This is a genomic window from Hydrotalea sp. (assembly GCF_049968455.1).
GTDB lineage: Bacteria > Bacteroidota > Bacteroidia > Chitinophagales > Chitinophagaceae > Hydrotalea.
Genome location: NZ_JBMFQT010000003.1, coordinates 35,558 through 48,605, shown reverse-complemented (window position 1 = coordinate 48,605; position 13,048 = coordinate 35,558). Strand labels below are relative to the sequence as shown.

The 13,048-nt window shown below is 36.0% G+C and carries 14 protein-coding genes; all 14 read left to right on the top strand.

The features are described 5' to 3' along the window. The first annotated feature begins 20 nt into the window (after positions 1–20). The 14 genes from ACP5P5_RS02850 to nuoL all read left to right on the top strand — a co-directional run bounded on the left by ACP5P5_RS02850 (position 21) and on the right by nuoL (position 13,018). Entirely contained in the window at positions 21–2,486 is a 2,466-nt protein-coding gene (locus ACP5P5_RS02850) for a TonB-dependent siderophore receptor (protein ID WP_428284602.1), read from the top strand. A 72-nt stretch (positions 2,487–2,558) separates the two neighbouring features. Continuing rightward, on the top strand, positions 2,559–2,837 hold the full coding sequence (locus tag ACP5P5_RS02845; RefSeq protein WP_111296449.1) for a hypothetical protein: 279 nt from the start codon (positions 2,559–2,561) through the stop codon (positions 2,835–2,837). A gap of 69 nt (positions 2,838–2,906) precedes the next feature. Continuing rightward, the gene (locus ACP5P5_RS02840; RefSeq protein WP_428284601.1) at positions 2,907–3,689 is read left to right on the top strand and encodes an MBL fold metallo-hydrolase; all 783 of its coding nucleotides are present in this window, start codon (positions 2,907–2,909) and stop codon (positions 3,687–3,689) included. A gap of 80 nt (positions 3,690–3,769) precedes the next feature. Continuing rightward, positions 3,770–4,633, top strand: a complete 864-nt coding sequence (locus tag ACP5P5_RS02835; protein WP_428284600.1) for a helix-hairpin-helix domain-containing protein — start codon at positions 3,770–3,772, stop codon at positions 4,631–4,633. A gap of 70 nt (positions 4,634–4,703) precedes the next feature. Beyond that, positions 4,704–5,843, top strand: coding sequence for an acyl-CoA dehydrogenase family protein (locus ACP5P5_RS02830; protein WP_428284599.1), 1,140 nt, complete (start codon positions 4,704–4,706; stop codon positions 5,841–5,843). Positions 5,844–6,074: 231 nt separating this feature from the next. Further along, entirely contained in the window at positions 6,075–6,425 is a 351-nt protein-coding gene (locus ACP5P5_RS02825) for an NADH-quinone oxidoreductase subunit A (protein WP_111296454.1), read from the top strand. Continuing rightward, positions 6,416–6,958 (top strand): NADH-quinone oxidoreductase subunit B, encoded by a 543-nt coding sequence (locus ACP5P5_RS02820; RefSeq protein WP_428284598.1) that lies wholly within the window; start codon positions 6,416–6,418, stop codon positions 6,956–6,958. Before ACP5P5_RS02825 ends, ACP5P5_RS02820 begins: the two co-directional genes overlap by 10 nt. Before the next feature lie 6 nt (positions 6,959–6,964). Next, positions 6,965–7,420, top strand: coding sequence for an NADH-quinone oxidoreductase subunit C (locus ACP5P5_RS02815; protein ID WP_428284597.1), 456 nt, complete (start codon positions 6,965–6,967; stop codon positions 7,418–7,420). A 19-nt stretch (positions 7,421–7,439) separates the two neighbouring features. Continuing rightward, positions 7,440–8,555 carry an NADH-quinone oxidoreductase subunit D gene (locus tag ACP5P5_RS02810; protein WP_428284596.1) on the top strand — a complete coding sequence of 372 codons (1,116 nt, stop codon included), beginning with the start codon at positions 7,440–7,442 and terminating at the stop codon, positions 8,553–8,555. Positions 8,556–8,562: 7 nt separating this feature from the next. Further along, on the top strand, positions 8,563–9,648 hold the full coding sequence (nuoH, locus tag ACP5P5_RS02805) for an NADH-quinone oxidoreductase subunit NuoH (protein WP_428284595.1): 1,086 nt from the start codon (positions 8,563–8,565) through the stop codon (positions 9,646–9,648). Between the two features lie 97 nt (positions 9,649–9,745). Beyond that, positions 9,746–10,222, top strand: a complete 477-nt coding sequence (locus ACP5P5_RS02800) for a 4Fe-4S binding protein (RefSeq protein WP_428284594.1) — start codon at positions 9,746–9,748, stop codon at positions 10,220–10,222. A 2-nt stretch (positions 10,223–10,224) separates the two neighbouring features. Then, a complete protein-coding gene (locus ACP5P5_RS02795; RefSeq protein ID WP_428284593.1) occupies positions 10,225–10,737 on the top strand; it encodes an NADH-quinone oxidoreductase subunit J family protein in 513 nt (170 codons plus the stop codon). 5 nt (positions 10,738–10,742) lie between these two features. Next, positions 10,743–11,054 (top strand): NADH-quinone oxidoreductase subunit NuoK, encoded by a 312-nt coding sequence (gene nuoK, locus ACP5P5_RS02790; RefSeq protein WP_111296466.1) that lies wholly within the window; start codon positions 10,743–10,745, stop codon positions 11,052–11,054. Positions 11,055–11,107: 53 nt separating this feature from the next. Continuing rightward, entirely contained in the window at positions 11,108–13,018 is a 1,911-nt protein-coding gene (gene nuoL / locus ACP5P5_RS02785) for an NADH-quinone oxidoreductase subunit L (RefSeq protein ID WP_428284592.1), read from the top strand. The last annotated feature ends 30 nt before the right edge of the window (positions 13,019–13,048 follow it).

Here is a 13,048-nt window from a genome sequence, read left to right as displayed (position 1 = left end):
GCTGAAAAATTTGAATGTTTATGATGCGAAATTGTAATAAGTTAATCCTGCTTTTGTTTAGTTTTCTAATTGTTTATTCCTCTGTTTTTGCCGCCGATGATGAGAATGCCGGTATTGTTGTTCATGGAACCATTTATACCACGGATAATTTGCCTGCTGAAGGAGTAGTTGTTCATTTAATACATGAACACAAAAAACGAACTTCCATTACCAATGAAAATGGATATTTCGAGTTTAGAAATGTTGCTAAAGGTACTTATGAATTAATAATTTCATATATAGGATATGCCGATATTCATCAACAAATAAAAGTAGCTGAGGGATGGAATACGCCATTATTATTTCAATTAAAAATTTCAGAAAAGCAATTACAGGAAATTGTTGTACATGGTAATCGTTCCCGATTGGCTGCAGCAAAACTACAAGTGCCCGATAAAGATTTACCATTAGCAACCGGTGTTGTAACTTCTCAAGTTATGGCCGACCAGCAAGCCATTCGTTTGGGCGATGTTGTAAAAAATGTACCCGGTGTTTCATTGGTACAAACTCGTTTCGGGGTTAATGAAACTTATGGTGCCAGAGGCTATATAATCGGCATTGCCGGTGGAGCCGGCGGGGGTAGTATTTTTAAAAACGGATTACCTTATAACATTGCCGGCATGCCTGAAACTGCTGCACTAGAAAGTGTTGAAATTATCAAAGGGAGTTCCGCATTTTTATATGGGAGTTCTTCGGGGGGATTAATCATTGATATGATTACGAAGAAGCCCAAATTTCAATGGGGTGGAGAAGTATCTATGTTAATGGGTAGCTATAGTCAATACAAGCCCGTTATTGATGTGTATGGGCCTATAGCTAAAAATTTGGCGTTTCGTTTGGTTGCAACTTATGAAAATGATAGAAGCTATCGCGATGTGGTAAAAACAATTCGTCAATATATCAATCCATCATTGTTGTATAAAATAGGGAAGCAATCATCTTTGCTTGTAAATGGCGAATATTTTAATGCGCAAATTACGCCCGATCCCGGTATTGGTGCATTAGATAGTGGCCGTGTTTTAAGTAATCAAATTCCACGTTCACGTTTCCAAAATGTGTTATGGGCATACAATCATGTTAAACAAGGATCCATATCTACAACGTTTAAACATAACTTCAGCAATGGGTACACGTTGACTGCAATGGGCTCTTATCAAACTACCGATGTAGATGCTTATGGAGTAGGTAATTTAAATACTGCCAGTAAAACCGGTATTATTGCACGACCTCTTTCAAGAGCACATAGTGTTGAGAACGATTATGCTGCACAGGTGAACTTAGAGGGTAAATTTTCAATTCGAAATATTGCCAATCATTTTTTAGTGGGTGCTGATTATACTAGCATTACTACTTTAACCGATGCATTTACCATTTATAACAATAATGGTAACCAGTTAAAAACCTATGATACCATCAACTTATTGAACCCTGCTCAGTTTGTTCAAAGAACAGATATTCCCAATGCCATAAAGGTAGCCACAACAACTTCACCTTCATATAGAGCCGGTTTGTACTTACAAGATTTAATTACTTTAAACCAACAAATTAAAGTATTTGCAGGATTGCGATACAGTTATCAGGCAAATGTGCAAACAACAATTGACAGTGCTACAAATAGCAATCGTGGGCCAATAACTGTAAAAGGCTCTGCAGCTACAGCTACTTACAATGTTTTTTCGCCTAAATTAGGATTGGTTTATCAACCTGCTGCTAATTTGTCGTTCTATGCCAGTTATGCCAATAACTTTACCGCGAACACTGGTGTTGATGTGTACGGTAATCCGTTGAAAGCATCTATTGTTAATCAATATGAAGTGGGTGCCAAAAATTCTTTTGCAAACGGAAAATTAATGAGCACCATTAGTATTTATCATATTGTAAATAGTAATTTGGCACAACAAGCTATTTACTTGGCGGATGGAGTAACCCCCAATACCAATTCAAATATTAAAACCTTAAATGGTGAAACTACCAGCGATGGGGTAGAATTGGGTTTGAATGGTAATATTTCAAAAAACTTGTATTTTATCACAGGGTTTGCCTATAATTACATTCGGTTTACGCATACATCGGGTACTAAAGGTTCAAATATAGAGGGAGAAACTTTGGTGAATGCACCCCGCAATACTGCCAATGCAAGTGTGTTTTACACATTGAGTAAAGGTGTTTTGAAAGGATTAAAACTGGGGGCTTCTGGCTTTTATACCGGTACTCGTTATGGTGGTTATAATAATACGGTAGGCCAATCCATTACCGGAAGTAGGCTTATTCCATTGTCCGATTTTACGACAGTTGACCTGTCATTGGGTTATACTTATAAAAAAATGGCTATTCAATGCAAGTTGTCTAATATTTTTAACACATTAAATTATTTAGTACACGATAACTATAGTATTACCCCAATTGCCCCCAGGCAATTATACACCACCATTAGTTACCGGTTTTAATGTGGATAAATGGCATAGTTAGAATGGCGGTTTGACTGTATTTTTGTGACAAATGAGAACTTTTTTTGAGCTATGAAATTAACACAAGGTACACTTGATAAATTAAGCGATATTCTAGGCCAATCTGATTATATTGTTCGATATGAACGTGGAAATTTTCAGAGTGGCTGGTGTTTGCTCGAATCAAAAAAAGTAGTGGTACTGAATAAATACCTTGATTTGGAAGGGAAAATAAATACTTTGTTGGATTTAATACCTCAAGTATCAATTGATATTGACAAGCTAACGCATGAAAGTCAGTTGTTATACGATGACATCATAAAAAAAGCCAACTTAATTGATCCCGCTTAAGGTTGGGTAAAGAAGGATGCAAAAATAGAATTGCATCCTTCTTCATTTGAAACTATAATTTGTTGAATTGTGCACAACAGTCATTTAAAAATAACTTTTTTAGGCACCGGCACCAGTACCGGTATACCCATGATTGGCTGCGATTGTGCTGTTTGTACTTCTCATAATCCAAAAGATAAACGATTAAGAAGCAGTGTATTAATTGAATCATTAACAGACGGTACTAAAATAGTAATTGATACTACACCCGATTTCAGGTACCAAATGTTGCGCATACAAAATAAACGGTTAGATGCGGTGCTGTTTACGCATCCGCACAAAGACCACATAGCAGGGTTAGATGATGTTCGTGCATACAATTATTTTCAACACAGTAATTTGCCGGTATATGCCAACACTTTAACTGCTGAAGCTTTGCAGCGCGATTTTTATTATGCCTTTGCCGAAAATGCATATCCCGGTGTTCCTCGCATCGATTTACATTTAGTCAATCATGAGCCATTTTCTATCAATAATTTATCTATTCAACCCATTTGGGTATGGCATTTAAAAATGCCTGTAGTGGGCTATAGAATTGGCGCCTTCACTTATATTACCGATGCTAATAGAATTGATGATGCTGAAAAAGAAAAAATAAAAGGTTCATCCGTATTAGTATTAAATGCGCTTCGAATTGAACCGCATATTTCACATTATAGCTTGCAGGAAGCAATAGCATTAGCACAAGAATTAAACATACCCGAAGTTTATTTCACACATATCAGTCATCAGTTAGGGCTTCACCATCAAGTTAGTAAACAATTGCCTTCTCATATGCACCTCGCATACGACGGATTGGAATTGGTTATTTAAAAATTATTTTATTTTTATATGGAATTTTGAAATGGGGCATCAAGTCCTTATTCAAATATTTTGCTAACCTGTATTTGTATATGATGCAACCGCATAAACACTATCTTTTTTTCTCTAACCGCCAGGTGAAAGGCATATTGGTAGGGATTGTTATTATAGTTGTATTATATTGTTTGCCCTACTTTTTTAAAAGTGCTGATGCAGCTGTTGTTATTGAAAAACTCGATGTAATGCCAGATTCAACTACTGTAAATAGTATGGCTTTTTTCGATAATGATAACATCAATCCTGCGCCATTACAGTTACAGGCATTTAACCCAAATACTGTTGATTCCATTACATTGGTAAACATGGGTTTACGAAATAAACTCATTCAGACCTTACTACATTATCGGCAAAAAGGAGGCAAGTTTTACAAACCGGATGATTTTAAAAAATTATGGGGCTTACGAATTGAAGAAGCTAATGCTATAATTCCCTTTATTCAAATTCCTGAAATAACCCTTACCAAAAACGGTTTTAAAAATTTGAGTAATAACAATACTGTATCTGTTGAGCTAAATGCGGCAACAATTGAAGAGTTAAAACAAGTTCCGGGTATGCCTGCCTACCTTGCATATGCTATTCTGCGATATCGGGAAAAGCTTGGAGCATTTGTACTTCCGGAGCAACTAAAGCAGGTACAGGGAGTAACCGATTCTTTGTATCAGCTTCTTTCATCACATGTAAGTATTAATAATTCCGATATTCCTAAACTTAACCTTAATAGTGCTTCTTCATTTGCTTTATTACATCACCCATTCATTCCTGAAAATGTAGCAAAAGCTATTCTTATTCTGCGCCAAAAAGAAGGGCCATTTCAGTCCATCTATGACTTGAAGAAAATACCTTTCATAAGCAATGAAACTTTTGAACAAATACACAAGTATTGCACAGTGCAATAATTTTCTTGCTGTAATAAAAAAAACTGCTACATTTGTGAACTAACATTAGTTAGCATTGTAGATATAGGATATGGAATTCAATCAGACAGAGTTAACAGCGCAAGTAGCACAGACAGCGAAAGATTTTGCCCGTCAATATATTTTACCGCATGTAATGGAGTGGGATGAACAACAACACTTCCCGGTTGAAGTGTTTAAAGAAATGGGGAAATTAGGTTTAATGGGCGTTTTAGTTCCCGAACAATATGGTGGAGCAGGGTTAGGATATTTTGAGTACAGTGCTATTATACAGGAAATTGCTCAGGTATGTGGTTCAATAGGTTTAAGTGTGGCGGCACATAATTCATTGTGTACTAACCATATTTTAACCTTTGGTAATGAGGAACAAAAGCAAAAATATTTACCCAAATTAGCAGATGCCACTTTTATTGGTGCTTGGGGTTTAACAGAACCCAATACCGGAAGCGATGCGGGTAACATGAAAACAGTTGCCGTGAAAGATGGAAATGATTGGATAATTAATGGAACGAAGTGTTGGATTACCCATGGAAAATCGGGCGATGTAGCAGTAGTAGTTTGCCGAACAGGTGAACCAAGAACAAAAAACAATGCAACGGCATTTATTGTAGAAAAAGGAACACCCGGATTTAGTGCAGGAAAAAAAGAAAATAAGTTAGGTATGCGGGCCAGCGAAACCGCCGAAATGATTTTTGATAACTGTAGAATTTCAGATGCACAACGTTTAGGCGAAGTAGGAAGCGGTTTTCATCAAGCATTGAAAATATTAGATGGTGGTCGAATTTCTATCGCGGCTCTTTCTTTAGGTATTGCCAAAGGAGCTTATAAAGCGGCAGTTCAATATGCTAAAGAGCGCCATCAGTTTAATCAGCCTATTGCTAATTTTCAAGGCATCAGTTTTAAATTGTCTGATATGGCTACTGAAATTGCAGCTTCGGAAATGCTGATTAATAATGCCTGTCATAAAAAAATGACGAGCAGTCATTATACAAGGGAAGCGGCTATGGCCAAGTATTATGCCAGCGAGGTAGCGGTAAAAATTGCAAATGATGCGGTACAGATATTTGGTGGTTATGGATATACAAAAGATTTCCCTGTTGAAAAATATTATAGAGATGCCAAGCTATGTACTATTGGCGAAGGCACTTCTGAAATACAAAAAATTGTAATTGCACGAGAGATACTCAATTAAACGAGGAACTGTTTCTACAGTTTTTATAAGAGCGTTAGGTTTGGTTGCTTGCTCATAAACTTAGCCCCCATTTTTGGGGGCTTTGCTATTGTATAAATGTTTGCAAACGCATTCCATCTTTAAAATCGTCATACTTTATTCATAAAATAAATGCGCTCAAAAAATTACTTATCAAAAAATGTTCGTAATTTAAATTTTACTAGTGTAATACTAACAACCTAAACCATAGTTATGGGTACCGTTGCATTATTTATATTAACGATTGCTGCCATTGTTTTTTCTGCCGGAGGAATATTAGCCTCTCGTTTTTTCACTAAATCTGTTTATAATCCTCAAAAAGGGCAACCCTACGAATGTGGAATACCAACCAGTGGCACGCCATGGTCACAATTTCATATAGGTTATTATTTATATGCCATTGTTTTTTTATTGTTCGAAGTGGAATTAGTGTTTATGTATCCTTGGGCAGTAATTGTACAAAAAATTGGTGTAGGCGCTTTGGTTGAAATGTTTGCTTTTATAGTTGTACTGTTTATTGGCTTTTTATATGCACATAAAAAAGGAGCATTAAAATGGATGTAAACGCAGAAAATATAACCGGTGTATTTCCGGGTCAGGTGCATCAGGCACCAGGCGGAACCATTGTAACCAGTAAGTTAGATGATATTATTAACTGGGCAAGGGCTAACTCATTATGGCCATTAACTTTTGCTACCAGTTGCTGTGGCATTGAAATGATGGCAACTGCTTCTGCCAAATACGATTTTTCCAGATTTGGATTTGAAGTAGCTCGTGCTTCACCTCGACAAGCTGACGTAATTATAATTGCCGGAACAATTGTTAATAAAATGGCCCCGGTTTTAAAACGTTTGTACGACCAAATGGCCGAACCTAAGTATGTTATTGCTATGGGTGCTTGTGCAGTAAGTGGTGGCCCCTTTTTCTACAATACTTATTCCGTCGTAAAAGGTGCTGACCATATTATTCCGGTTGATGTTTATGTGGCTGGTTGCCCACCTAGGCCTGAGGCTTTGTTGCATGCATTAATAACATTACAGGAAAAAATTAAAAGTGGTTTAACTAAGGAACAACAATCCGGTACCGTTACCAATTAATAGCTTATGGACAATGAAGCTTTAAAAGCCTCTTTATTACCCTTAAATGCTAACTTAACTTTTGAAGAAGGAGGTGAGTGGGTGAATGTTTTTGTACCCTATAACGAATTAAAACCTTTGCTTAAAACTTTGCAGGGTGAACCTGCTTTGTATTTCAATTATTTGTTTTGTTTAACCTGTGTTGATTGGAAAACACATTTAACCATGGTGTACCATCTTACTTCATTAAAATGGCAACACAACCTGGTGGTGAAGGCGGTTTTAAACAGAGAAAATCCGCAAATTGAAACTGTTTGTGATATATGGAAAACTGCTGAATTTTTGGAGCGGGAAGTTTACGAATTATTTGGTGTAGAATTTTTGCATCATCCTGATTTACGAAGACTGATTTTAACTGATGATTTTAAAGGGTGGCCTTTGCGAAAAGATTTTGAAGATCCTGTAAATATGATAAAATTATAACCAAAATAAATTTAGTTGCATGCACCAAGTGTTAAGTTCAACGCCCGAAGGGATTTTCACCATTAATGTAGGACCTCAGCATCCTGCAACACATGGTGTACTGCATTTGGTAATTACATTAAACGGTGAAACCATTCTAAAAATTGAACCACACTTAGGCTATATACATCGTTCTATTGAAAAAATGTGCGAAAGCCTCACTTACCGTCAATTCATATACGTTACAAGCCGTATGGATTATTTATCGGCTCATATTAACAACCACGCCTGTGCTTTATGTGTTGAGAAAGGTTTGCAGGTTGAAGTACCTAGGCGAGCTCAGTACATAAGGGTCATTATGGATGAATTAACTCGTCTTGCTTCACATGAATTATGGTGGGGTGCTATGGCAATGGATGTTGGTGCATTTACACCCTTTTTTTATGCATTTAGAGAAAGAGAAACCATTAATGAAATAATGGAAGAAACCTGTGGAGCACGTTTAACCATGAATTATATGGTGCCGGGTGGTGTAATGGCCGATATTCATCCGCAATTTCAACAAAAAGTAAAACAATTTATTGCGGGGTATAAAAATATAATTGCTGAGTATAATGAATTGCTTACGGGCAATGTTATTTTTCAAAACAGAATGAAGGGGGTGGGTTATTTATCTACCGAAGATGCCATCTCGTATGGATGCAGTGGACCTGTTGCCCGAGCCAGTGGTGTTGCTTGCGATGTAAGAAAACGTTATCCTTATGATGTGTATGCTCAAGTACAATTTGATGAAATTATTGAAACTGCCGGCGATTCATTTGCCCGTTATTTAGTTCGTATTCGGGAAATGGAGCAATCGGTACGAATAATTGAGCAATTAATTGATAATATTCCAGAAGGTGATTATCAGGCCAAAACAAAAGCAGTTTTGAAATTACCCAAAGGAGAATTTTATCAACGGGTTGAAACAGCACGTGGTGAGTTGGGTGTGTATATTGTAAGCGAAGGGGGAACTACACCTTATAGAATTAAATTTCGTTCACCCGGTTTTTCTAATTTATCGGCATTGAATGAAATGGCTAAAGGGGGTAAAATTGGTGACTTAGTTGCAACCATGGGTACATTAGATTTAGTAATTCCTGATATTGATAGATAATTTGCTTATGTTGAATACAATCAGTTTTGAAGCCATAAAAACTGCAGTGCAACAATGGTTAAATATGCATTGGGGACCCCACTTAGCATTTATAGCCGAATGTATTTTAATAGGGTTACTGGTTATTGTTTTTTTTGCTGTATTGGGTTTATTATTGGTTTTTATGGAACGTAAAGTGTCCGCCGTTATGCAAATAAGGTTAGGTCCTAATCGTGTTGGTCCAAAAGGTTGGTTACAAACCAGTGCCGATACTTTAAAACTGATGTTGAAAGAAGGGTTAACGCCCGATGGTGCCGATAAGTTTTTATTTAATTTGGCCCCATTTTTAATTATGATTGCTGCAATGCTTATAATGGTTCCCATTGCATTTGCACGCAATTTTCAAATTTGGGATATTAATATTGGTGTGCTTTACATTTCTTCTATTGCATCCATTTCAGTAATTGCTATTTTAATGGCCGGATGGTCAAGTAACAATAAGTATGCATTGTTAGGTGCTATGCGAAGTGGCGCACAAATTATTAGCTACGAGTTAAGTGCCGGTGTAGCCGTTATTACCATGGTAATGTTAACCCAAAGTTTAAGTATTCAGGATATTATTCTTTCACAACAAAACGGTTGGTGGATTTTTAAAGGTCATATACCTGCCATTATTGCTTTTGTTATTTTTATGATTGCTGCAACTGCTGAAACGAATAGGGCCCCATTTGATTTAGCGGAAGCTGAATCGGAATTAACAGCAGGCTTTCATACAGAATATTCAGGAATGAAGTTCGCACTGTTTTTTTTAGCAGAGTATATCAATGTATTTATTGTTTGTGCGGTTGCTGCCATTGTTTTTTTTGGTGGATGGATGCCTTTTCATATCGGCAATTGGGAAGGCTTTAATCATATAATGGATTATATTCCATCATCTATTTGGTTTTTGGGTAAAACTTTTTGCTTAATTTTCCTAATCATGTGGTTTCGATGGACTTTTCCCAGATTACGCATTGATCAGTTATTAAATTTAGAATGGAAATATTTGTTGCCCATAAGCCTGGCTAATTTGTTATTGATGACCATAATTGTTGTTTTAAAATGGTATTTGTAATTACATAAAAGCAAAATGATGTTGCTATGAGTACAACAGTACAAGTGTGCGACGCAACAAAAGTTGCCCATAGCTCAAATGCCCATAACAAAAAAATATGTCAATACAACAATATATAAAAAATATTTTCAATGCTGTTAAAACGCTACTAAAAGGGATGTGCGTTACCGGTTATTATTTTTTTCATCCGAAAGAAATTATTACCCAACAATATCCGGATAATAGAGCTACTTTAAAATTGGCAGATAGGTTTAAGGGCGAAGTAGTTATGTTGCATGATGAGAATAATGAACACGCTTGCACTGGTTGTACCGCCTGCGAATTAGCTTGCCCGAATGGTACCATAAAAATTATTACTCAGTTCGATATTACACCTGATGGAAAAAAGAAAAAAGCATTAAACACGTTTGTTTACCATTTGGAATTGTGTACTATGTGCAATTTGTGTGTTGAAGCTTGTCCGACAGGTGCTATTACGATGGCGCAAAATTTTGAACACAGTGTGTATGACCGTAAACAACTAACTAAAATTTTAAATAAACCGGGTTCTAAAATAAGAGCCGGTGTAGAATAATTATGGACTCAATCATTTTTTATTGTATTGCATTGTTTATACTTATTAGCGGTTTGCTGGCTGTAACGGCCCGTCACATTTTTCGTGCTGCCATATGGCTTTTGTTTACGTTAATGGGTATTGCCGCTTTATATTTTTGGATGAATGTGTTTTTTGTGGCAGCTGTACAAATTATTATCTATGTAGGTGGTATTGTTGTCCTAATTATCTTTTCTATTTTTTTAACCCAGCAAGCAGGTCAAAAAATGGCTGTAACATCAGCTAAGCAATCCGTTTTTAGTGTGGCTGCAGTTTTGTTTGGCATTGCATTTATTGCATCTATTATTGGTCGGTTTTATTTTGTTGGTAGAAGTGAAACTTTGAATGATAGCGTAAATACAATTGGTACTCAGTTAATGAGTTTTACTAACGGCTATGCGCTTCCGTTTGAGTTGGTGAGCTTATTACTTTTGGCTGCAATGGTAGGAAGTATTTTAATTGCCATGAAGCACAAAACAGAAAATAAAAATAATTAAATGATATGCCCGAAGTTTTACAAAAAATATTATGGTTGAGTACCGCACTGTTTTTTATTGGTGTTTATGGAATGCTTACGCGCCGTAATATGCTGGCTATTTTAATGAGCCTTGAATTAATGTTGAATAGCGTGAATATTAATTTCGTTGCATTCAATAAGTATTTACATCCTGAAAAATTGGATGGCATTTTCTTTTTCTTGTTCATTGTAACTATTGCCGCTGCCGAAGCTGCCGTTGCCATTGCTATTATTATTCATTTATATCGTTATCATAAAAATATTGACGTGGGTGAAACCGAGGAATTAAAATATTAGTTATTAAGTATGAAGCGTATGATTAGAATTTTTAGATGCTTTAAATTATTGCTATGAATGAAGGACTACTGGTTATTTTATTACTTTTTTTACCATTGGTTACGTTTGTAGTCAATCGGCTTTTTATTGGCAAAAAATGGCCTATGTTATCAGGCTATTTGGCTACGTTAATACTAATTATTACTACGCTTCTTTCAGTTGTGCTGGCGTGGCAATATTATTTTGAATATGGGAAGATAAATGGTGCTTATGCGTTGTTTATTCCTATTGATGAGCCCTGGTTAAGTTTCTCAAATAGCCTATCGATTAATTTCACCATATTGGTGGATGCTTTATCTGTAATGATGGTATTAGTAGTGAATATTGTTTCGTTAATGGTACATATATTCAGTTTGGCTTACATGAAGGGAGAAGATCGGTATGGATATTACTATGCTTATTTGGATTTATTTACGTTTGCTATGTTGGGCTTAGTGCTTTCCGGAAATATTTTTGAATTATTTATTTTTTGGGAGTTAGTTGGAATTTCTTCTTATTTATTAATTGGATTTTACTACACAAAGCCCGAAGCCGTTGCCGCAGCCAAAAAAGCATTTATTGTGACACGTTTTGCCGATTTTGGTTTTTTAATAGGCATATTATTGTTAGGCTCTTTGTCTAATCAATTTGATATTGTTCAAATGGTGGGTAGTTTAACCAGTCAACAAACACTTACTCAAGGTGCAGGTATGTCATTTATTGGTTTGTCTGCTTTAACCTGGGCTTGCTTATTGTTGTTTATGGGTGCTGCCGGCAAGTCGGCTATGTTTCCGCTGCACATATGGCTACCCGATGCCATGGAAGGTCCTACGCCTGTTTCAGCTTTGATACATGCGGCTACTATGGTTGTTGCAGGTGTTTTTTTAATTGCCAGATTTTTTCCCATCTTTCAATTAGATGGAACTATTTTAGCCATAGTAGGTATGGTGGGAGCATTTACTGCTTTTTTTGCAGCTATTATTGCATGTACCCAAACCGATATAAAAAGAGTACTAGCATTTTCTACTATTTCGCAAATAGGATACATGATGTTGGCACTTGGAGTAGATGATAGCATTTTGAATCGTCATTTAGGGTATACTGCCGCACTATTTCATTTATTTACTCATGCCTTTTTCAAATCGTTATTATTCTTGTGTGCGGGTGCCATAATACATACTATTCACACCAACAATATGCTTGAAATGGGCGGATTACGTAAATTATTGCCCGTTACCCATATTGGGTTTTTAGTGGGTTGTTTGGCTATTGCCGGAGTTCCACCATTTTCCGGGTTCTTTAGTAAAGAAGCAATATTATTTGCCGCTTATCAACAACACAAATGGTTATATGCAGTTGCATTAATTACAGCTTTCATTACTTCATTTTATATGTTTCGTTTGTATTTCAGTATTTTTTGGAATAAGCCGGTAAAAAATGAACATGCACATGAAGGTAACTGGCTTATAAAATTGCCGCTTCTTATTTTGATTGCTTTAGTAATTGTTACGGGTTTTATTCCATTTGGAAACTTTGTAAGTGCTAATGGTAAACCTTTATTGTTACCTATGCATATCGGGTTTTCAGTAATACCGGTTTTACTTGCTTTATTAGGGATTGTATATGCTGCTATTTTATATTTTAAAGAAAGTAATATGCCTGCCAGTTTGGAAAATTCGTTTGGGTTGGTGTATAGCACGGTTAAACATAAATTTTATATTGACGAATTATACCAGTTTATTACCCATAAAATAATTTTTAATGGAATTGGGAATGCTTCTGCATGGATTGATAAACAGGTTATTGATAAATTGGTGAATGTAAGTGCAGGTTTAACTTTTTCGTTTTCCATAGCCATAAAAAAATTGCAGTCAGGAAAAGTGCAGCAGTATTTGTTAATATTTATTGTAGGTATATTATGCTTGTTTGTTTTGTTTTTAGTTTAAACGAAGGTAAAATACATTGAACGTAATAAG

Coding starts and splice junctions, on each gene's coding strand:
- nuoH (WP_428284595.1), top strand. CDS start 8,563: ATGTTGAATACAATCAGTTTTGAAGCCATAAAAACTGCAGTGCAACAA.
- ACP5P5_RS02850 (WP_428284602.1), top strand. CDS start 21: ATGATGCGAAATTGTAATAAGTTAATCCTGCTTTTGTTTAGTTTTCTA.
- ACP5P5_RS02820 (WP_428284598.1), top strand. CDS start 6,416: ATGGATGTAAACGCAGAAAATATAACCGGTGTATTTCCGGGTCAGGTG.
- nuoK (WP_111296466.1), top strand. CDS start 10,743: ATGCCCGAAGTTTTACAAAAAATATTATGGTTGAGTACCGCACTGTTT.
- ACP5P5_RS02810 (WP_428284596.1), top strand. CDS start 7,440: ATGCACCAAGTGTTAAGTTCAACGCCCGAAGGGATTTTCACCATTAAT.
- ACP5P5_RS02795 (WP_428284593.1), top strand. CDS start 10,225: ATGGACTCAATCATTTTTTATTGTATTGCATTGTTTATACTTATTAGC.
- nuoL (WP_428284592.1), top strand. CDS start 11,108: ATGAATGAAGGACTACTGGTTATTTTATTACTTTTTTTACCATTGGTT.
- ACP5P5_RS02845 (WP_111296449.1), top strand. CDS start 2,559: ATGAAATTAACACAAGGTACACTTGATAAATTAAGCGATATTCTAGGC.
- ACP5P5_RS02835 (WP_428284600.1), top strand. CDS start 3,770: ATGATGCAACCGCATAAACACTATCTTTTTTTCTCTAACCGCCAGGTG.
- ACP5P5_RS02800 (WP_428284594.1), top strand. CDS start 9,746: ATGTCAATACAACAATATATAAAAAATATTTTCAATGCTGTTAAAACG.
- ACP5P5_RS02830 (WP_428284599.1), top strand. CDS start 4,704: ATGGAATTCAATCAGACAGAGTTAACAGCGCAAGTAGCACAGACAGCG.
- ACP5P5_RS02815 (WP_428284597.1), top strand. CDS start 6,965: ATGGACAATGAAGCTTTAAAAGCCTCTTTATTACCCTTAAATGCTAAC.
- ACP5P5_RS02825 (WP_111296454.1), top strand. CDS start 6,075: ATGGGTACCGTTGCATTATTTATATTAACGATTGCTGCCATTGTTTTT.